Annotated in this window: 16 protein-coding genes; 8 read left to right on the plus strand and 8 right to left on the minus strand. The window is 51.8% G+C overall.

Annotated elements, in window-relative coordinates:
* The first annotated feature begins 197 nt into the window (after positions 1–197).
* The 3 genes from CR46_RS0102495 to CR46_RS0102505 are packed head-to-tail and all read left to right on the plus strand — an operon-like array spanning position 198 to position 2,798.
* Positions 198–1,172: a DUF2157 domain-containing protein gene (locus CR46_RS0102495; RefSeq protein WP_030069826.1), complete on the plus strand. Its 975-nt coding sequence runs from the start codon at positions 198–200 to the stop codon at positions 1,170–1,172.
* Positions 1,169–2,263, plus strand: coding sequence for a DUF4401 domain-containing protein (locus CR46_RS0102500; protein ID WP_030069828.1), 1,095 nt, complete (start codon positions 1,169–1,171; stop codon positions 2,261–2,263). The genes CR46_RS0102495 and CR46_RS0102500 overlap by 4 nt, the downstream gene beginning before the upstream one ends.
* Complete coding sequence (locus tag CR46_RS0102505; protein WP_030069831.1) at positions 2,253–2,798, plus strand: GDYXXLXY domain-containing protein; 546 nt, start codon at positions 2,253–2,255, stop codon at positions 2,796–2,798. Before CR46_RS0102500 ends, CR46_RS0102505 begins: the two co-directional genes overlap by 11 nt.
* A gap of 70 nt (positions 2,799–2,868) precedes the next feature.
* Here CR46_RS0102505 and CR46_RS0102510 read toward each other — a convergent pair whose 3' ends face one another.
* Complete coding sequence (locus CR46_RS0102510; RefSeq protein ID WP_030069833.1) at positions 2,869–3,750, minus strand: pirin family protein; 882 nt, start codon at positions 3,748–3,750, stop codon at positions 2,869–2,871.
* Positions 3,751–4,015: 265 nt separating this feature from the next.
* On the opposite strand from CR46_RS0102510, the gene CR46_RS0102520 reads away from it, so the two are divergent.
* Positions 4,016–5,746 (plus strand): mechanosensitive ion channel family protein, encoded by a 1,731-nt coding sequence (locus tag CR46_RS0102520; protein ID WP_030069835.1) that lies wholly within the window; start codon positions 4,016–4,018, stop codon positions 5,744–5,746.
* 55 nt (positions 5,747–5,801) lie between these two features.
* Here the strand turns inward: CR46_RS0102520 and CR46_RS0102525 are convergent, their stop codons facing one another.
* Positions 5,802–8,990 carry an acyl-[ACP]--phospholipid O-acyltransferase gene (locus tag CR46_RS0102525; protein WP_030069837.1) on the minus strand — a complete coding sequence of 1,063 codons (3,189 nt, stop codon included), beginning with the start codon at positions 8,988–8,990 and terminating at the stop codon, positions 5,802–5,804.
* A gap of 134 nt (positions 8,991–9,124) precedes the next feature.
* Here CR46_RS0102525 and CR46_RS0102530 point away from each other — a divergent pair, with 134 nt between their 5' ends.
* The gene (locus CR46_RS0102530; protein WP_030069839.1) at positions 9,125–9,883 is read left to right on the plus strand and encodes a helix-turn-helix domain-containing protein; all 759 of its coding nucleotides are present in this window, start codon (positions 9,125–9,127) and stop codon (positions 9,881–9,883) included.
* Positions 9,884–9,940: 57 nt separating this feature from the next.
* Positions 9,941–10,801: a putative RNA methyltransferase gene (locus tag CR46_RS0102535; RefSeq protein WP_030069842.1), complete on the plus strand. Its 861-nt coding sequence runs from the start codon at positions 9,941–9,943 to the stop codon at positions 10,799–10,801.
* A gap of 240 nt (positions 10,802–11,041) precedes the next feature.
* Here the strand turns inward: CR46_RS0102535 and CR46_RS0102540 are convergent, their stop codons facing one another.
* Positions 11,042–11,248 (minus strand): cold-shock protein, encoded by a 207-nt coding sequence (locus tag CR46_RS0102540; protein WP_009722287.1) that lies wholly within the window; start codon positions 11,246–11,248, stop codon positions 11,042–11,044.
* A 222-nt stretch (positions 11,249–11,470) separates the two neighbouring features.
* Complete coding sequence (locus CR46_RS0102545; RefSeq protein ID WP_030069843.1) at positions 11,471–11,686, minus strand: TIGR02450 family Trp-rich protein; 216 nt, start codon at positions 11,684–11,686, stop codon at positions 11,471–11,473.
* 135 nt (positions 11,687–11,821) lie between these two features.
* Between CR46_RS0102545 and CR46_RS0102550 the strand changes: the two genes are divergently transcribed.
* Positions 11,822–12,295 carry a nucleoside deaminase gene (locus CR46_RS0102550; RefSeq protein WP_030069844.1) on the plus strand — a complete coding sequence of 158 codons (474 nt, stop codon included), beginning with the start codon at positions 11,822–11,824 and terminating at the stop codon, positions 12,293–12,295.
* A gap of 168 nt (positions 12,296–12,463) precedes the next feature.
* Here CR46_RS0102550 and CR46_RS18060 read toward each other — a convergent pair whose 3' ends face one another.
* Positions 12,464–12,637, minus strand: a complete 174-nt coding sequence (locus CR46_RS18060; RefSeq protein ID WP_009722289.1) for a YqaE/Pmp3 family membrane protein — start codon at positions 12,635–12,637, stop codon at positions 12,464–12,466.
* 331 nt (positions 12,638–12,968) lie between these two features.
* On the opposite strand from CR46_RS18060, the gene CR46_RS0102560 reads away from it, so the two are divergent.
* A complete protein-coding gene (locus CR46_RS0102560) occupies positions 12,969–15,017 on the plus strand; it encodes a TonB-dependent receptor family protein (RefSeq protein WP_030069846.1) in 2,049 nt (682 codons plus the stop codon).
* Positions 15,018–15,092: 75 nt separating this feature from the next.
* Here the strand turns inward: CR46_RS0102560 and CR46_RS0102565 are convergent, their stop codons facing one another.
* The 3 genes from CR46_RS0102565 to CR46_RS0102575 form a co-directional block, all read right to left on the minus strand.
* The gene (locus CR46_RS0102565) at positions 15,093–17,573 is read right to left on the minus strand and encodes a glucose/quinate/shikimate family membrane-bound PQQ-dependent dehydrogenase (protein WP_030069848.1); all 2,481 of its coding nucleotides are present in this window, start codon (positions 17,571–17,573) and stop codon (positions 15,093–15,095) included.
* A 264-nt stretch (positions 17,574–17,837) separates the two neighbouring features.
* Positions 17,838–18,842 (minus strand): NADP-dependent oxidoreductase, encoded by a 1,005-nt coding sequence (locus CR46_RS0102570; protein ID WP_030069850.1) that lies wholly within the window; start codon positions 18,840–18,842, stop codon positions 17,838–17,840.
* Between the two features lie 191 nt (positions 18,843–19,033).
* The gene (locus CR46_RS0102575; RefSeq protein WP_009722293.1) at positions 19,034–19,414 is read right to left on the minus strand and encodes a septal ring lytic transglycosylase RlpA family protein; all 381 of its coding nucleotides are present in this window, start codon (positions 19,412–19,414) and stop codon (positions 19,034–19,036) included.
* Positions 19,415–19,452 lie beyond the last annotated feature (38 nt).

The raw sequence follows: 19,452 nt of genomic DNA on the forward strand, positions 1-19,452 counted from the left end.
TCGTGATATTTTCCTACTCATTGTTCGGAAGATTCGAGACTATCTTCGATGTACACCATTACGGGGGTGTCACGGGGTGATATAGAGTGTATCGCGCAAAGTTCACAAATGTGTCACGGGGACTCTAACGATAGGGCGATGTCTGCATTAACGCCTCCCCTTATTTCAATAAGTGTGTTTCAGCAAGGAGAGCGCCCATGACGACTACACGCCGTAAACTCATGTCGTTGATTGGGCAGGGGGTGATACCTCCTGAACAAGTGCCGTTAGCGGTTAAAGTGGCAGAACTGCATCCGTCGCCCCACGCTTGGGCGCTATTGATTGATCGACTGCTGCTGTGGCTGGGTAGCTTGGCGCTGGCCTGCGCGGTGCTGTTCTTCGTGGCTTTCAATTGGTCGGACATGGGCCGCCTGCCACGCTTTGCATTAGTGCAGGCCGCATTGGTGTTGGCGGCAGGCGTCGCGGTGTGGGGCAGCACAAGCGTAATGCTTTTTCGCGTGGCGTTAACCGCGGCGTTTCTATTGATAGGAGTACTACTAGCGCTGGTGGGCCAGGTTTACCAAACCGGTGCTGACCCATGGCAGTTGTTTTTCATCTGGGCGCTGCTTACCTTGCCGCTGGTGTGGATAGCACGTTTTGATCCACTTTGGGTGGCGTGGCTAGGGCTTTTAAACCTATCAGTGTGGCTATATAGCAGCACCTGGGGCGGTATTTTAGGCAGTGTGTTCTTTACTGATAACGCCGGCTTATGGGGGCTGGCGCTTATCAACTTAGTGGCACAAACAGTGTGGGAGTGGGGCGTGCAGCGGCGTAAATGGTCAGGCCGCTGGGCGATTTGCTTGCTGGCGCTGGGTAGCGGCGTGCCGCTGACGTTATTGATGATGGCGTGGGTGAGCGGGGAAACGCATTCATTGACACCGATTGTGGCGATATACCCCGTTTGGTTGGCAGTGCTATATGGCGTTTATCGCCAGTGGCGGCTTGAGCTTTTTATGTTGGCCGGTGGCTGCGTATCGGTGATTGCGGTAGTTATATGGCTGCTCGCACGTTACGTACTATGGGAAAGCCAGTGGAGTGAAGGCAGCTTTCTATTGCTGGCAGGCGCTGTCTTTGCCATGGGGGCGGCAGCGGTGGCGTGGTTAAAACGCTTAAACGCTGAGGAGGCGTTATGAGTCAGCCTAGGAGTACGTTAACGCAGCGATTAACTCGGGCTGGCATTTCACTAAATGAGACTTCATCAACAACGCCGCTGGAATCACCCTGGTTTGTGAGGGTTCTGCAGGCGTTTTCCGGCTGGTTAGCAGCGCTATTTCTGTTGGGCTTTATTGCCACGGCAGTAGTGTTTGTACTGGAAAGCACAGGGGCTTCCCTTATTGCAGGCAGCCTGTTGATTGGCGGGGCATTTGCACTACTGTGCGCAGCGCGAAGCGATGTGTTGGAACACATGGCGCTGGCGTTTAGTTTAGCTGGGCAATTATTAGTGGCTTGGCCAGCGGTCGAGATGTGGGGCGTTTCTGCAACTCTATGGTGGGGTTTGCTGGCGCTACAGTGCGCGATGGCGTTGATTATGCCTAGCCAAGTTCACCGCAGTATGTCGGCGTTTTTAGCAAGTTTAGCGTTGACGTTGGCGCTGGCGACCAATGGGTTGGCACCGGTGGCGATTGGCTTAGTGGTGCTGGTGCTGGCACTGCTCTGGTTGAATGAGTATCGTTGGCCTAGGCACATAGGCGCTGTTCAGGCATGGGGGGCTGGCCTGTTAGTGGGACTGTTGGTGCTTCAGGGGGTGGCGTACGCTAACCAATTTAACTGGATCTACGATTCAGACGCTCTCTGGCTCGGCCCATGGCTCGCCAGCTGGCTGGGCACTGCGTTGGTGGCGTTGGCCTTGGTGAGCGTTATTCATCAGGCATTTTGTCAGCATTCTCAGCCTGCCATTGCACAACGCCTGGCGATTTATGTCGCGGTTGCGCTAGTCGCGGTGGTGACTGTTTATGTGCCAGGGCTTGGCGCTGGAGTGGCGGTGCTACTGCTCGGGTTTGCGATAGGCCATCGACCGCTGATGGGAAGCGGTGTGTTGCTGTTACTGATGGCGATTAGCAGTTATTACTATTGGTTGGACGTGACGCTGTTGGTGAAATCACTCATGTTGCTGGCAATGGGGGCGTTTCTGTTAATCATTCGCTGGATATTGAAGCATTGGTTGCTAAACCGCTGGCTAACAGTGCATAAGCCTGCGCCGCTAGGAGATGCTAATGAGCAGTAGCGTTAAGCGAAACCGCTGGATAGTCATTGTTGCCACTGCTGTTGTGCTAGCAGTGGTTAACTGGGCCATTTGGCAAAAAGAGCATCACTTAGCTGAAGGTGAGATTGTTTATTTGGAGCTTGCCCCCGTTGATCCGCGTTCGTTAATGCAGGGCGACTACATGGCGCTCAGCTTTGCGTTGGCTAATCGTATTCGCGTGCAGCGCGCAATTGACCGCCACAAAGAGGTGGCTGAAAACCCTATACAAACGGCAGCCAATGACAGCGTGGTAGTTCGTTTGGATGAATTCTCCATTGCCCACTTCCAGCGTTTGGATGATGGCTCGCCGCTAGGCGATGACGAAAGGCGTTTACGCTATCGACTGCGTCATGGAGATGTACGTTTTGCTACGGATGCGTTTTTTTTCCAAGAAGGGCACGCCGATCGTTTTGAGTCCGCCCGCTACGGTCAGTTCCGAGCCAACGATCACGGCGAGCTGCTGTTAGTAGCACTGTATGATGAGTCGCTAAATCGCTTAGGAGAGATGGAAAGGTGAGACCTGTATTGGCAAAACATCACCTTTCGCAATTAAAAACACCACCTTTCGCAATGAATAGCGAAGACGATCAGGCTGGCATCTGGCCAAAGCGGCCACGATTAACGTCTTCGATTGCTTCAATAATTTCACGTTCGCTGTTCATGACAAACGGGCCGTGACCAACCACTGGCTCATTAAGCGGTTCTCCGCTTAACAGCAATAAGGTGGCATCACTACTGGCGTCAAGCGTAAAGGTTTCACCATCGCGGGATAGTTGGGCTACTTGTGCTTCGCCCACTGCACCTTCGCCATTGATTTGCAGCGTGCCTTTTAGCACGACCAGCAGGGTTGTCCACCCACTTGGCTGTGTTAGCGTGGTTTTACTGCCCTCTTTTAACTGCACATCCCACACGTTCATCGGCGAAAACGTCTGTGCTGGCCCCGAATGGGCGGCGCGGTTGCCATCAATATAGTTACCGGCGATCACGCGCACGCTACCTGCGTGATCAGGTAATGCTGCTACAGGAATCTGGGCATTAAAAATTGCCTGATAGCCTGGCGTAGCCATTTTGTTTTTGGCAGGCAAGTTTACCCATAGCTGCACCATCTCAAGTGTGCCGCCTTGCTCTGTAAACGCGGGCGAATGAAACTCATCGTGCAGAATGCCCGCTCCCGCCGTCATCCACTGTACGTCGCCTGGGCCAATTACGCCGCCTTTGCCCGTCGAGTCTCGGTGCGCCACTTCCCCTTGGTAGACAATCGTGACCGTTTCAAACCCTCGGTGCGGGTGTTGCCCGACACCGCGTGGCCGCGTGGTGGGAGTAAAGTCGGCGGGGCCAGCATAGTCTAGTAGCAAAAAAGGACTTAACTGCTCGGAACGAGGGCCATAGGAGAACAGCGAACGCGCCGGAAAGCCGTCACCAACCCAATGAGGGTGCGGTGCGTTGGTAACACCTACTAACTTTTTCATTGTTTCTCCTCACAGAGTGCGTTGTTGGTTAATAAGGGTACGCGTTAAGGGAAGCAACTAATATTAGGGGAAGCAACTAATAGATAGTGAATCTGAGACGCAGAGTTGCAGTGCTGGAACACTAGGTGCTTGCTTGATTGAAGAACGTAGTCTGTACTTTGGTCAACCACTGACATGGAGGCACTGTGTTCAACGCAGGGCTGGCGGTTTTTGCGCCAGTTGGTGGCTGGTTGTTTGGCTCACTTATTTTAATGACAAGGTTGGTATGAAAAAAAACAGCTCGTGGCCTGTGTGGGCTGTGTTGGTTGTCACTTTGGTGCTTTCCAGCGTCTGCACAGCGCAAACTCAAGGAGATGAGAGCGAGGATAAGCGATGGTTCGCCATTGATTCGCTTAACACAGGGCTAGGCGATGTGCCTGAGGATGTTGGGCGGATGTCGCCACGGGAAATGGTTCGCAGCTTTTTAGCGTTCACCGAAAGCGAGGATTACGCCGCAGCCGCGCATTTGCTTAACCTCAACGATATTGATCCAGGCGAACAGCAGGCTCAGGGCGCCGAGCTTGCTAAACAATTGTCTGAGGTATTAAAACGTGGTGAGTGGTTGGATGCATCTAATATGTCCGGCCGTCAAGACGCGGTGATAGAAGACCCTTCCGGGCAGAACCCCCAGGCAGGAGAGCCGCAGCGCAATATTGAACTAGCAGCCCTAACCGCAGACGACCAAGCCTACGATGTTCGGCTGGGGCGCTACCGCGTGGGTGAAGAAGATCCAGTGTGGTTAGTCATGCCAGAGAGCGTGACGTTTATTCCGACTCTCTACGAAGAGTACGGACCTTCAATGCTGGAACGCTATATTCCCGAACGATTAAAAGCATCGTTTGGCATGCTAAAAATCTGGGAGTGGTTAGCAATCCCGATTTTTTTAATCGCCATTGGTACGGTGGGAGTGGTCACTTATTACTTCGTTGGGCTAGTAGCTCGCATCCTGCCTTCTGGCGTGTCTACTATTTTTGCCGATCAAATTGGCGTGCCCATGGCGATGATTGTTATGTCGCTGGTAACGCAGATGCTGCTGGACTACGTGGTGTCGTTTTCCGCTATTGCGACGACAACGTTCCGCGTGCTGTTGATCTCTATTATGGCCTGGGGTGCAGGTACTATTGCGTTGCGTTTTGTCGATACGATTATGCTGCGTTTAACGCGACGCTTGGTGGGGGAAATTGATGACACGAAGCCCAAAGATCAGCGACGGCTGCTAACCTCGCTATATGCATTGCGCCGCGCCATTATTCTGATCACTGTAACCGGTGTATCTATCTACATCCTAGGCCAAGTTCAGCTTTTCGAAACTCTTGGCTTGTCTATTCTAGCATCTGCCAGCGTATTGGCAGTATTAGTGGGTGTGGCGGGGCAAACGGTTCTTGGCAATATTCTTTCCTCGTTTCAGTTATCGCTTGCCAAGCCTATCCGTATCGGCGACTTGGTGGTCTTTGAAGGAGAGTGGTGTTATGTCGAAGGGATCTTTTATACCTATATTCGACTGAGATCATGGGACGAACGACGCTTGATTGTGCCTGTCACCTACTTCACTTCTAAGCCTTTCGATAACTTGTCAGTGAAGAGCACCAAGCTGTACCGATCCTTGGTGCTGACGCTTCACCTAAGTGCTGATATAGGATTGCTAAGAGATAAATTCCTCGAATTTGCCAAAGAGGAGGAGAACGTTGTTGAACACCATAAGCTGCTCTGTTACGTGACGGCACAAACGGGAACGGCCCAAACCATCACCTGCTATTTAATGACATCTGACCCCATGGCAGGCTGGACCGCTGAGATGAACCTGCGCGAGAAGCTGCTAGCCTTTATCCGCGATAACCATCCAGAGTGGTGGCCAAGAGAAATCATGGTTATCAGCCATGAAGATATTGCACGCGGAGAAGGGCACGGTAAGCGTTCGCGGGAAGCGGATAGTTCTGCTGAAAAACCGTCTGAATAATAGACATTAAGCAGCGGCAAGTGCCGCTGCTTTTATCAGTTCTATCGCTCAGTGTTTAGTTACAAAGTGTCAAAAATCCATCTTCGTCGATAAACCCTTTATCGCCGGTGACGAACCAACGTTGACCGTCGAGTTCTTTAATGGCGGCGGCGGTGCGTTTCGAGTCTTTTAGGTAGCCCTGCGTCAATTGGGGGCCGCTGATCAAAATCATGCCTGCTTCTCCGGTAGGCTGTTCTGCAAAGCTTTCCGGCTCAACGATCTTAACGCTGGTGCCGGGGAGTGGCATGCCCACAGTGCCTGCTTTACTGCCTTGCTGTATTTTCTGGTAATGAGCGCCCAACGAATCCGGCAGGTTGACCGATGCCACCGGAGCGGTTTCAGTTGCCCCATAGCCTGTATATATAGGCTTATGGAATTTATGCGCAAACTCCTTACATGCATTTTCATTTAGGGTATCAGCACTAATAACTACTGCTCGTAGGCTTTCCAGCATGAGTGGGTGCACGTTAGGGTTGTGATTTAAGCGCTGTAGAAAGTCTGATGTACCGAACATCAGGGTGGCTCTGTGCTTGGCGACAGCGCTGGCAATGCCAGGAGTGTCGTTCGGGTCAGCGTGGCAGACCAGCGGCAGGCCTTCGATAAGTGGCATCAACTGGGTAACGGTGAGCCCAAAGGCATGAAACAGAGGCAGCGAGCCCAACACCACATCATCATGTTGGGTGTTAAGCACATCGGAGGTCTGCTTGATATTGGCCATCAGGTTGCGGTGGCTCAGCATGACGCCTTTAGGTTGCCCTTCACTTTTGCCTGAAAACACAATGGCGGCGGTGGTATCGGCATCTCTACTACGGCAGTAAAGGCGCTGAAGTAGCCACGCAGGCAGCAGGCGAACGGCAAGCCAAGTGCTGACGCGTTCATGGCGGTGGATACCGGCTTGCAGGTCTTCCAGGTAAATCGTCTGAGTATTTGCCAGCTGTGAACTGACGTTTAGCCCTTGCTGCTGGAGTTTTTCGACAAAGTGGCGCGAGGTAAACACGGTGTCGATGTTGGCTTGGGTGAGTGCCGCAGACAATAGAGTGTTGTTCGAGGCGTTATTCTGGCTGTCGTTAGGAGTGTCATTGAAACTGTCGTTAACATGATAGTTGAGGTTGATCAGCGTTTTTCCAGCGAGAAGGGTTGCCATAGTGGCCAGTGCACCCACGCTGCTATTGGGCAGCAGTAGGCCCACGTTTTGCTCTGGGGTTAGCGTGTGAATACGCTTTGCAATAAGCAGGCTGGCGGTAAGCGCTTGGCCTGTCGTTAGCGGAGGGCTAAGGGTGTCGGTGAGTGCTTGTGCGCCGAGGTTACGCTTCACGCTACGAATCCAGGCGTCGGGCAGCGAGGGCAGTTCATCAATAGCATGTTGCCACGAGTTGGTGGCTTGTTCGAAGATGCGCCGTTTAAGCACGTCCGCAGGGGTGTCTTTAGGCAGCGGCTTGCCAAATGCAACGACGACTGAACGATGGAGAGGCGCGTTACGCAGCTCTTTGAGTTTGCTAGATGAGCGTGAAAACTGACTGCCCCACAGCCCGCGCAGGTAAAACGGCACAATACGTACCTCTGGGTTTGCCAGCTTACAGGCACGTTCGTAGCCTCGGCGCAGCTCACCTAACTGGCCGTTGCGACTAATCGCGCCTTCGGGGAACAGGCATACCACTTCACCGCTATTCAGCTGTTCGGCAACGGCGGCTAAGGCATTATCGGCACCAGCCCCCCGTTCGATTGGAATACAGCCCAGCGCCTTAAAAAACCAACGTAAGTACCAGCGCTGATAAATATCTTTCAGCATGACAAAGCGCACGGGGCGGGGGCTAGCAATTTGCACCATTGCCCAGTCTACCCAACTGATATGGTTGCCGAGCAGTAGCACGCCGCCTTGAGCGGGTAAATTTTCGAGCCCATGTACATCGACACGGTAGCGGCGGGTTAGCAGAAAACTGAGTAGAAAGCGCACCAGGCTTTGGGGCAGTTTGAAAATGGTGTAACCACCGCCCACCATGGCAACGCTTGCCACGATCAGTAACAGGTAGTGGCTATCCACACCTGCTAAGGCGAACAGCGCAGTGAGCGCCAGAAAGCCCAGCATGGAGAGGTTCTGAATCCAGTTGTTGGCAGCCAGCACAGTGCCTAGCTCATGGTCTGCCGCGTGAAATTGAATCAGTGCATTGAGCGGTACAATGAATAGCCCGCCCATCATGCCAATCAACACAAAGTTCATCGCTTGGCTAATGGGTGTGGTGAGCAGTGGCAGGCACCACAGGCCAACCGCAACGCCGACAGCACCTAATGGAATTAAACCGGTTTCAATGCGGTTACGAGACAGCTTGCTGGCCAGTAATGACCCCAGGGCAATCCCAATACCGCTAGCGGCAAGAATCCCTTGTAGCACTAAGGTGTTATCAATGCTGAGTGCGTCTTTGGCATAGGCGGGAAATGCGGCGAGCAGCACTTGGCCCACCGACCAGAAGGTCGCAAGGCCGATGATTGACAGCCGTAGCACCGGCTGGCGGCCAAGAATGCTCAAATTGTCTTTCAGTGCGCTGCCTTTGATATAGCGTTGCCAAGTGAGCGGGGTCGTCGAGGGCTGCGTGTTATCCAGCTTCAGGCGATAAAGTGCCATCACTTGGATGACGCTGTTCAATACCAGCAGCCAGCCCAGCGGTGCAATGCTGCGCAATAGCTCGCCGGGTGTTTGGGCGCTGGGTAAAATCCAGCTTTCAAACAAGGCGGTAAAGGCCACGGTGCCCGCCAAAATGGCACCAATGGTGATGGCCTGGATAAGCCCATTAGCTTCTGCCAAGCGAGGCTTGCCAAACAGTCCTTTCACCAAGCCATATTTGGCAGGGGAGTAAAAGGCCGACTGAATCGCCAGCACCAGCGTCATGGCAAACGCCAGCCAAAACCAGCCTTGGTAGTAAGCGGCGGTGATGCCCAGTGAAACAGCAACGGCGGCCCAGGCGGAAACCCGTAGAATACGCACTTTGGGGTAGCTATCTGCCACATGGCCTGCTGGGCTAAAGAGTAAAATAAACGGCAAAAGGATAAGCCCGTTGACCAGTGCCGTGAGTACCACCTGGGTTTCACCGTCGTAGCTTTTAAAAATCGTGTTTTGAATAACAATTTTATGCCCTAAATCCACAAAGGCATTTAAGAAAATGGCAATCAGATAGGGCCAGACGCCCGCGATGCGTAGTAAAGGTTGCATGAAATGACGCCTTGTAAACCAGAAGTTAGGGCACTTTCGGTAAATGGAGCTAATGTTGCAACTCTGGTGGTTAAAGTTGTGTTATTTGGGCTTTAAGGTATCGTTATACGCTACTTTATGTGTCTGGAGGTCATGTGTCTCAGACAAGAGCACTTATCGATACCTTAAAGCGTCAGCTGCGTTCCCAGGGTAAAACCTATGCGGATGTGGCGATATGGCTTGAGTTAAGCGAGGCCTCGGTCAAGCGACTGTTCGCTGAACAGCACATCACCTTAGAGCGGTTAGAGTGCATTTGCGACCAGCTTAACCTGGAATTTTCCGAGCTGGTGCAAGCCATGCAAGAAGAAGCGCATCGTTTACAGGAGCTAACCCAGGCGCAAGAGCAGAGCATTGTCGATGACCGTGAGCTGTTTTTGGTCGCTGTGTGTGTGATTAACGGCTATCGGTTTGATGAAATTCATCATCAGTACCAGCTCAGCGAGGCGCAGTGTACTCGCCAGCTGCTGGCGCTAGAGCGACTAAAGTTGATTGACCTGTTGCCGGGTAATCGAATCCGGCGGCGTGTGGCCGCGAATTTTCGCTGGCGCCCTGGGGGGCCTATTCAACGTTTTTTCCAGCAATATATTGCCACGGAGTTTTTTCACTCCCATTTCGATAGTGACGGCGAAAAGCTGATGGTACTGAATGGCTTGCTTTCCCATGCGGGCAATGCGGAATGGCAGCAAACGATGCAGCGGCTGGCGAAAGAATTTCACGCCCTGTGTGAACGGGAAAGCGGGTTGCCCATTCATCAGCGCTTTGGCACTACCTCGGTACTGGCTGTTCGGCAATGGCAGTCAACGCTGTTTAAAGATGTTGCTCGCGGGTCGTACCAGCAAACTAAAAGTCTATAAAAACTGTTTTTATTACCGAATACCTTAAAAGTACACATCTTATGAGCTTACATTGTTATGAATAGCACTCCTTTTCAAGCGCTGGCCTGTCCGCTAGATGGTGAGCCGCTTCATCTGGCAGGCAGTGCTTGGCGCTGCGCTGCTGGGCACAGCTTTGATGTTGCCAAGCAAGGTTACGTCAACTTGCTTCCAGTGCAGCAAAAGCGTTCCACCGACCCCGGCGACAGTAAGCCGATGGTGGCGGCAAGGCAGCGTTTTCTTGAGGCTGGTTATTATCAGCCTATTGCTCAGGCCGTAAGCAAACATCTGTTAAGCCATGCTGAGGTTCGGTCTGCCAGCTCGTTTGGCTGCCTGGATGCTGGCTGCGGTGAAGGCTATTACTTGCGTGAGCTATCCCGTGCTGCATTGAATTCGCGGCCACTGTCACTGGTGGGATTAGATATTTCCAAATGGGCAGTGCTGGCGGCAGCCAAGCAAGACGATAAAAAAATGCCGCATTGTAGTTGGGTCGTTGGTAGTAATGCTCACTTGCCAGTGCAAACGGCAACGCTCGATAGTGTGCTATGTATGTTTGGCTTTCCAGTGCATCACGAATTTGCGCGGGTATTAAAGCCGGGTGGCCTGTTGGTACAGGTTGAAGCATGGGCAGGGCACTTGCGTGAGCTGCGAGAGGTGATTTATCCCACGCTTAAGCCAGACGCGACAAGCGAACGGAAGGTGCCGGAGGGCTTTGTTCAGTTGCAGACGGAATCACTTAGCTATCAAATAGCGTTGGAAGGGCAAGATTCGATTGGTGATTTATTAGCGATGACGCCACATCTATACCGCGCCAGTCAGGAAGGCCGAGCACGTGCAGCGGCGCTGGAGGCGTTAACGCTGACGGTGGATGCCAGGCTAATGATATATGAGCGGTCATAAGGGGCGGGCATAAGAAGGGTAGCAAAAAAGAGAGTGTAAAAAATCTAATCGCACTCTCTCAATTACTCTTTCAATTACATTCTCAAGTACTTTTTCAAGTACTTTTTCAAGTACTTTTTCAAGTACTGTCTCAATGTCACTCTCTTTTATTCTTAACCCATGAACGCAACAAGGCCCGCATAAGCGGGCCTTGTTATCTGAACCGGTTAAGGTTCGAGCAAATTCTTAAACCGTTAAGGCTTAGGACATTTGCTTGATGTTAGAAGCCTGAAGGCCTTTCTTACCCTGGGTAACGTCAAAAGAAACGTTAGCACCTTCTTGAAGGGTTTTGAAACCGTCAGACTGAATTTCAGAGAAATGAGCAAAAAGGTCGTCGCCGCCGTCAGAAGGAGCGATGAAACCAAAACCTTTAGTGTCGTTAAACCATTTAACTGTGCCAGTTGCCATGATGTAGATCCTTTCGCGCTAATGCGCCGTAATAAAATTCCTGGTATTACCCAGATGAAAAGTAGCGGGTGAAACAAGGAATACAATATCAGGCTGCCGAAATAGATCGTACACTTCTGAAACCATGCTGCTTGCTAACCAACTGACGCTACAGTGACATGATTTTTCCTTCGGGTCAAAGCCTTTTATGAATATTTTCTAGAAGCGGTGTCATGGTACGGGCTACTTCCACCCCATTTTCCATGTGCTAGCGTCTTTTAAATCTTGCCATGCAAGAATGATCTCACGGTTGGAATGAATAGCTTCAATGACTACTTCCACAACCTGCTCTTCTTCATTGCGCAGGAGTTTTGTGACGATAAAGTGTTTCTCTTTATGGCGAGGCTGAGTGGCAGTCCATTTGCTGTTGAGAAGTTTGCTAGGGTTGAGGCTATTCACGATGATGCTCCTGTGAGTTGGGGGCTATATGGCGAGTCAGTCTAATATTTATTATTAAAAGTAGTATCTTTAGCAGGGCGTCGTTGAAGCGGTAATTCTGGTGCTACGGCACATTATCAATACAAGGAGAATCCTATGGTTGCCGACTATGAACTGGCCTACCTAAAGCGCGCTGTGGCCTTGGCAGAAGAGGCTTTAAACGCGGGGGATGAGCCATTTGGTAGCGTGCTGGTAAGTGATGAAGGCAAGATACTGGCCGAGGATCGAAATCGCATTGCCGATGGAGATTCTACTCAGCACCCAGAGTTTGCCCTGGCCCGCTGGGCAGCGAATCATATGACGCCTGAAGAGCGTATGAAAGCAACTGTTTACACTTCAGGAGAGCATTGCCCAATGTGTGCGGCGGCCCATGGCTGGGTAGGGCTAGGTCGTATCGTTTATGTCAGTTCTTCTGAACAGTTGGGTGCATGGCTGGCTGAACTTGGCGTAGCGCCACCGCCTGTCGCTCCGCTATCGATTAATGAGGTGGTGCCCGATTTGGCTGTTGATGGCCCAGTGCCTGGGCTGGATGAGCAAGTCCATGCCTTGCATCGCCGTTTGCATGCATAACGTCAGAGCCGAGTTTTGAAGGACAGGGTTTTTATTGGCTGGCAAGGTTCGGTGATAAACGTATGGCCAATAAAGACAAACACCGCCTTGTGCTCGACAAGGCGGTGTTTGTTAAATCGGTGCAAAAAAGAGCACCAGGGTTTCAATGTGTCTAATGTTTCAATATGTCTAATGTTTCAATATGACATAGAAGGCGTGGATGATGCCGGGTACAAAGCCAAACAGCGTCAGAATAATGTTCAGCCAGAAATGTCCTTTGAAACCGACCTCAAAAAACACCCCTAGTGGGGGCAGAATAACGGCAAAGATCATCTTGATCGGGTCAGTTGCGGTAAACGCCATGCAGCCTCCTTTGCTTACACAGTTTATGTATTAACAGAAACATGTTAGTGCTTATATATCAAGCATATAGATATCAACAGCATAGATATCAATCACGGTTTCAATACGGGTTGTTAGCACAGATTCTTTAATATGGGATCTTTAACAACAGTGTCTTGCAACTGCTGGTTCTAGCGTAGTCACAATAATTAGATTTAGCGAATCAATACGATCTAGGTGCAACTTCACCTAGGTACGACTCCATGGTTGCGCTATCGTTCATGTACTTAAGATATATTTACTTAATGTATAGAGCTAGAAAGCCCATCGACTTCAGTTTAGAAGGGACGCCATGAGTTATTATTTAACGCCGTCACTGCTACTTATGAGCGCTGTTTTAGCGCCACCTGTTTGGGCGCAATTACCCGCAGGGGAGGACGCAGTGCTGCCTACCGTAGAAGTAAGTGCCCCGCGTTTAGCCCGCGAGCTATATGCCACGCCTGCGGCAGTTTCTACTTTAGAGGGCGAAGAGATTGCCCAAGGTCAGCAGCGTGTGAGGTTGGATGAGGCGCTTAACCGCGTGCCAGGAGTGTTTTTGCAAAACCGCGATAATTTCGCTCAAGGGCAGCGAATTGCTATTCGCGGCTTTGGCGCGCGTGCGCCCTTTGGGGTGCGTGGGATAACCATCATGGTGGATGGTATTCCTTATACGCTTCCGGATGGACAGGCACAGTTGGATGCCATTGATTTAGATAGTGCCGAGCGCATTGAGGTGATCCGCGGGCCGTCTTCAGTGCTTTATGGCAACGCGGCTGGCGGAGTGATTGATGTGACTACTGCCGATGGGCGTGATAATCCTGGTACACGGCTGCGGATGGGTGCAGGTAGCGATGGCTATCAAAAAGTGGCGCTGCAAAATGGTGGTGTCCAGGGCGATTGGTCGCACCATATTAGTCTGACGGCGCTTAATGTTGATGGCTATCGCGAACAAAGCTCAACCGAGAAGTATTTGCTGAATGCCAAAATACGTCGAGAATTAGGCAGTGAGCGTGCGGTTACCGCGATTATTAATTTACTGGAGAACCCCCGTTCGGAAGATCCCGGTGCACTTAATGCCCGTGAAGTCGCCGCTGGGCGTGATCAAGCAGCGCCCAATTCAATCGCGCTGGATGCAGGACAAAGCGTTGATCAGCAGATGCTTGGCTTGCAGTACGAAGACTTAGCTGCAGGTGATGGCGAACTGTATCTTAAAAGCTTTATTGCTCAGCGTGACTTTGAACAGCAGCTCCCATTTGTGGGCAGTAGTCGTTTGGGTTATCAGCGTGACTATATGGGCGCAAGCGCTGAATACCATCAGGAGGTAGCGTTAGGGAGCCTGCCGCTTAGCTATATTGTAGGCGTTGATGTGGCTCGCCAAGAAGATGAACGTTTTCGTAATGATGTCGATGCCCAGGGGGTTGTTGGCGAGCAGTTAGCGGATGAAACTCAAACTGCGACGTCCGCTGGCGTGTTTGCCCAAGGAGATTTAGCGCTCTCGGAACAGGTCACGCTCTCATTGGGTGCGCGTTTTGATCAGGTGGCGCTAGATGTTGACGATACGTTTCTTGCTGACGGCGATCAAAGTGGAAAACGTACCTTTAACGAATGGAGTGGCTCGGCGGGATTAAGCTACCGTTACCGCCCGCAGCACCAAGCGTATATTGATACTAGTACCGCGTTCGAGACACCTACGTTTGCTGAGTTTGCCAACCCGTCTGGCGGTGGTTTTAATCCTGCCGTTGAACCGCAGAAAGCATGGAACCGCGAAATAGGCTTGCGTGGCTATATTGAGCCATTGGCAATGGATTACGATCTTGCGCTATTTTCGGTCCGCGTTCGTGATGAGCTGGTGCCCTATGATGAAGGTGGCCGTACTTTCTATCAGAATGCAGCTGACACCCAGCGCGATGGTCTTGAGCTAGCGCTGGGTTGGCAGCTTGCCGACCAATGGCGTCTGGATAGCGCTTTAACTCTCGCGCGTTATGAATTCGATAAGTTTGCAACACCTAGCGAGCGTTTTGATGGCAACCGGATCCCTGGGCTGCCAGAGCAGACGTGGGTCAATCAATTAACCTGGGAAAACCTTGATCAGCGTTTTGCCACGTTGGAAACCGAATACATCGGTGATTTAGTGGCGGATAACGCTAATGCGACGGAAGTAGATAGCTATTGGCTGCTTAACCTACGGGTAGGCGATGGCTGGCAGCTAAGCGAGGATACGCGGCTAAGCGCTTATCTTGGTCTGCGCAATCTACTTGATAAAGAACACTACGCCAATGTGCGCTTAAACGGCACGTTTGGCCGCTTTTACGAGCCAGCGCCAGGGCGAAGTGTGTATGGCGGCGTTGAGCTGAGTTTTTAATCAGAGGCTGCCTAGCAAAAAAACGGGCGGCTCATTGAGTCGCCCGTTCTCGTTCGTCATCACGCTAAGTGATGGCTATTCCGGCAAAGCATAGCCAATCACATAGTCACCCACTTTAGTGCCGAAGGTGCCGTGACCACCAGCGGTAACGACCACATACTGGCGGCCGTCTGCACCGGTGTAGGTCATCGGCGTTGCTTGGCCACCAGCGGGCAATCGCGCTTTATAAAGCTCTTCGCCAGTGGTGATGTCGTAGCCGCGCAGATATTGATCCAGGGTGCCGCTTAAGAATGAGACGCCCCCCGCTGTGGTCAGTGGGCCGCCTAAAGCGGGTACCCCGACATTTAATGCGATGGGTAGGTCAAAGGGCATGCTGTCGCGGGTGGTGCCATTGCGGTGCTTCCACACAACCTCGTTACTTTGCAGGTCGATTCCTGCTACATCACCCCAAGAGGGCGCTTGGCAGGGAAGGCCGAGTACTGACAGTAGTGGGCCGAGTTCGACGGCATAAGGTGCGCCTGTGTTGGGCTGTAAGCCTTGCTCGCTAGCTGATCCTTGGCTCTCTTCAACTTCATCGCGTGGGATCAGTTTGGAAACAAACGCCAAGTACTTCGCGCCGGTAAATAGTGCTTGGCGTTCGGGGTCTACCGCTACGCCTCCCCAGTTCATCACGCCAACGTTGCCAGGATAGACAATGCTGCCTTGCAGTGAAGGCGGTGTGTACTGGCCTTCATAGCGCAGCGAGCGGAACTGGATGCGACACATCATCTGATCAAAGGGTGATGCGCCCCACATGTCGCGCTCGGTAAGTGGCGGTGGCAGTAAATTCAGCGCTGAGCGAGGCTGAGTTTCGGCTGTCCAATCGCCTTCAACAGCTCCCTGTGGGGCGGGCACTTCTTCGATGGGCACAATCGGCTCGCCGGTTTCACGGTTTAACACGTACAGGCTGCCCTGCTTAGTTGGTTGAATGACGGCTGGTTGGGTGCCGTTTGTCGTCGCTAAGTCAATCAATACGGGTTGTGCGGGCGTGTCCATGTCCCATAAGTCGTGATGCACAAACTGGTACACCCAGGCCACTTGGCCGTCGTCCAGGTTAAGCGCCACTAGCCCGGCACTATAGGTCTCATCATTTTCAGAGCGGTTAGCCCCGTACTGGTCGGGTGTGGCATTACCCATGGGGAGATAAACGAGGCCGAGCGCTTCATCAGCGCTGATCGGCGCCCATACGTTGGGTGAGCCGCGGGTATAAGTTTCTCCCTCTTCTAGCGGGGTGGTGTCTTCAGGGTTTCCACTGTCCCAGTTCCATACCAGCTCACCAGTATGCACATCAAACGCTCGTATAACGCCAGAGGGTTCGTCGGTTGAGCTGTTGTCGGTAACATGACCACCTAAAATTACCAAATTTTCAGTGACCGTAGCAGGCGATGTCGAGTAGTAGCCTCCTGGGCTGAATTCGCCAATATTATTAGTCAGGTCGATTTCACCATTTACGCCAAAACTTTCACAACGCTCGCCGGTATCAGCGTTAAGCGCAATTAGGCGGGCATCCGCGGTGGGCAGATAAAGCCTGCGCGGGCACATGACGTCGGTGACGCTCAGTAGCTCAGAAGTGGGCTCTTCTTCAGAGGTGAGCGAGAAGGTTAGGTCGAGTTCAAACTGACTGCCATCGGCATACAGTGCTGCTTTATCGATGGTGGAATCTTCAGCACTGCTGGAATAGTTAGCCGCATCGTAATACGCCAAGCCCCGGCAGGTCATATGCGCCCATCCGGAAAAGTCCTCTGCGCCCATGGTGCTAATATTAGGATCAAACTCCCATAGGGTTTCGCCAGTTTCGGGCGACAATGCCATCGCACGGCTGTGTGATGTACAAATATAAAGGCTATCGTTGACCTTTAGCGGCGTGTTTTGGTTGGTGATTTCAGGCGGTGCATTAGGGCCGGGTTCATCACCGGTTTGAATTCGCCATACCTCTTCCAGTTCGCCTATATTGTCGGGAGTAATCTGGCTTAGCGAGGAATAATGCGTGCCTGCATTGGTGCCGCCGTAAGCGGGCCAGTCACTGTCTGCAACCTGTGCGGGATTTGCTTCGGCAGCGTTATTGGCCGATTCAATTGTGCCTTTTATCGTGCCTGGATAGCTAAATTGGCTAGCAATGGCCACAATAATCGATGCTGCAATGCTTGCCGCCAGCGCTAGGCTGCCGCCGCGTGAATGTAGCGGTTTTCGCCACCAGGGAAGCAGTAAAATAATGCCAATTAAACAGACAATGGCAACCCTGGGAACCAGCTGCCACCAGTCGAGTCCCACCTCCCAAAGCGCCCAAACGAGCGTGGCGAAAAGAGTCAGCGCATACAGCCATAGCGCAGCACCTTTGCGCATAGCCAGCAGTACACCAACAATAAAAACACTCACCCCAGCGATGATATAGTAAGCACTACCGCCCAGGCTAAGCAGCCTGGCGCCGCCGATGGTTAATGCAATACCAGCTATCGCGAATAATAGGCCGAGCAGTAGCGCTGGCCACTTATTGCGGGCACGCGTGTATTCATCCATGAGAAAGCCTCTATTAACAGTGCATTGAGGTCGCTTGGTGACATTAGCAAAGCGACGAATTTACTGCGTGCCCTAACCCATTGGCAGTAATAATGGGTTAAAACACGCGCCACTTATTAGCAATATTAATAGTCAATTCGCTTTTGGTCTAATTGTTTGCTGGCTAAGGACTGGCATGAACTAACAAGCCGCGCTAGTTACCATAGCGCGGCTTGTTGATGGAGAGGGGAGAATGGAAGTATTTTAACTTAACGCAAGTATTGGCTAATCAGTGAGTTTAACCAGCATTTTGCCGGTGTTTCCGCCTTCAAAAAGTGCTAGGAAGGCATCGGGTGTGCTTTCCAACCCCTCTTTGACAGTTTCTTTATAAACGATTTTACCCTGTGCTACCTGGGGAGCGACTTCGTTGAGGAAATAGCGGTAGCTGGACCAGTGGTCGGCGACAATAAAGCCCTGCATTTTCGCTTTACGTACGACCAGCTGTGAAAGGTTGCTTGGCCCTGGCGCTGGTTTTTCGGCGTTATAGCTGTCGATCATGCCACATACAGCAATGCGCGCACCGTCATTAAGCTGACTTAATGCGGCTTCTAGGCAGACACCACCAACATTCTCAAAATACACATCAATGCCATTAGGGCTAGCAAGCTTAATCGCGTCGCTTAGCTCCTGGGCGCTACGGTCTTTATAGCTAACCGGCTCAACACCCAGTGATTCAAGCCACGCAAGCTTATGAGCAGCCCCAGCAATGCCAACTACGTGGCAACCTTTTGCTTTAGCCAGCTGTACAGCAAGCGAACCCACGGCACCGCTGGCAGCGCTTACTAGTACGTTATCGCTAGGTTTGCATTCGGCAATAAGGTTCAAACCTGTCCATGCGGTCATTCCTGGCATGCCTAACACGCCTAAATAGGCTTGTTCAGGCACGTCACTGTTAGGAAGCGCGGTGACACTATCACCCGGCACCTGTGCGATATCACGCCAACCGCCCATGTGGCTGACTTTTTCGCCTGCCTTAATTTTTGGGTGGTTAGACGCAATGACCTCGCCAATTGCGCCGCCCTCCATTGGTTTGCCCAATTCGAAAGGTGCTACATAGGTGCGCAACCCTGTCATCCGACCGCGCATGTAAGGGTCAACGGATAGCCAGCGATTGCGAATTCTCACTTCACCTTCGCCAAGGTCAGGGAGTTCCTGGCTTTCTAGCGAAAAAAATTCGCGCTTAGGTAAGCCAGTGGGGTAATGGGTTAACGTAAAAAAGCGAGATTGCATGGGCGCCTCCTGCATGTGTGATTTAGAAAATCTCCTTGCAGCATAGAGACCGTTAGCGTGCTTTCAAGTTCGCTAAAAGATAATTTTTCAGCGCAATAAAAAGAGCGGCTCTTGTGAGCCGCTCTCAATTACTCCAATTCTTCTACACTGTTTGTTTAAGGGGTATCACACGCTTGCGGGTGTGTTATCCGTTAATCGACCAGGGTAATCATGACGGGCGCAACGCCACGTCGAATCATGCCGAGTTGACGAGCTGCCCGTTTTGAAAGATCAATAATTCTGCCTTTAACAAAGGGGCCGCGATCATTAATCAAGACTTCAACTTCCTGGCCGGTATCAGGGCGAGTTACCAGCACTTTGGTGCCAAAAGGAAGCGTTGGATGGGCTGCCGTCAGGGCCTGTTGGTCGAATGGTTCACCACTGGCGGTGGGAGAACCCTGAAAACGGTCACTATAGAAGGAAGCAACTCCTTCACGAATTTCGATATCAATGGCAAATGCATGACTAGCAGTAAAGAAGATGAGTAATGCCGCGGCACAACTCGTTCGGATGAAACGTTTAGATGCTCCCATTGGAGTGCCTCAGTTTACCTAGTGCAAATTCTGTCCAT

Origin of the sequence: Vreelandella neptunia (genome assembly GCF_000712975.1) — a bacterium.
Lineage (GTDB): Bacteria > Pseudomonadota > Gammaproteobacteria > Pseudomonadales > Halomonadaceae > Vreelandella > Vreelandella qaidamensis.

Excerpts from the sequence above, each read along its gene's own strand:
- CR46_RS0102495 (WP_030069826.1), top strand. The coding sequence starts at position 198 with ATGACGACTACACGCCGTAAACTCATGTCGTTGATTGGGCAGGGGGTG.
- CR46_RS0102500 (WP_030069828.1), top strand. The coding sequence starts at position 1,169 with ATGAGTCAGCCTAGGAGTACGTTAACGCAGCGATTAACTCGGGCTGGC.
- CR46_RS0102505 (WP_030069831.1), top strand. The coding sequence starts at position 2,253 with ATGAGCAGTAGCGTTAAGCGAAACCGCTGGATAGTCATTGTTGCCACT.
- CR46_RS0102510 (WP_030069833.1), bottom strand. The coding sequence starts at position 3,750 with ATGAAAAAGTTAGTAGGTGTTACCAACGCACCGCACCCTCATTGGGTT.
- CR46_RS0102520 (WP_030069835.1), top strand. The coding sequence starts at position 4,016 with ATGAAAAAAAACAGCTCGTGGCCTGTGTGGGCTGTGTTGGTTGTCACT.
- CR46_RS0102525 (WP_030069837.1), bottom strand. The coding sequence starts at position 8,990 with ATGCAACCTTTACTACGCATCGCGGGCGTCTGGCCCTATCTGATTGCC.
- CR46_RS0102535 (WP_030069842.1), top strand. The coding sequence starts at position 9,941 with ATGAATAGCACTCCTTTTCAAGCGCTGGCCTGTCCGCTAGATGGTGAG.
- CR46_RS0102540 (WP_009722287.1), bottom strand. The coding sequence starts at position 11,248 with ATGGCAACTGGCACAGTTAAATGGTTTAACGACACTAAAGGTTTTGGT.
- CR46_RS0102550 (WP_030069844.1), top strand. The coding sequence starts at position 11,822 with ATGGTTGCCGACTATGAACTGGCCTACCTAAAGCGCGCTGTGGCCTTG.
- CR46_RS18060 (WP_009722289.1), bottom strand. The coding sequence starts at position 12,637 with ATGGCGTTTACCGCAACTGACCCGATCAAGATGATCTTTGCCGTTATT.
- CR46_RS0102560 (WP_030069846.1), top strand. The coding sequence starts at position 12,969 with ATGAGTTATTATTTAACGCCGTCACTGCTACTTATGAGCGCTGTTTTA.
- CR46_RS0102565 (WP_030069848.1), bottom strand. The coding sequence starts at position 17,573 with ATGGATGAATACACGCGTGCCCGCAATAAGTGGCCAGCGCTACTGCTC.
- CR46_RS0102570 (WP_030069850.1), bottom strand. The coding sequence starts at position 18,842 with ATGCAATCTCGCTTTTTTACGTTAACCCATTACCCCACTGGCTTACCT.
- CR46_RS0102575 (WP_009722293.1), bottom strand. The coding sequence starts at position 19,414 with ATGGGAGCATCTAAACGTTTCATCCGAACGAGTTGTGCCGCGGCATTA.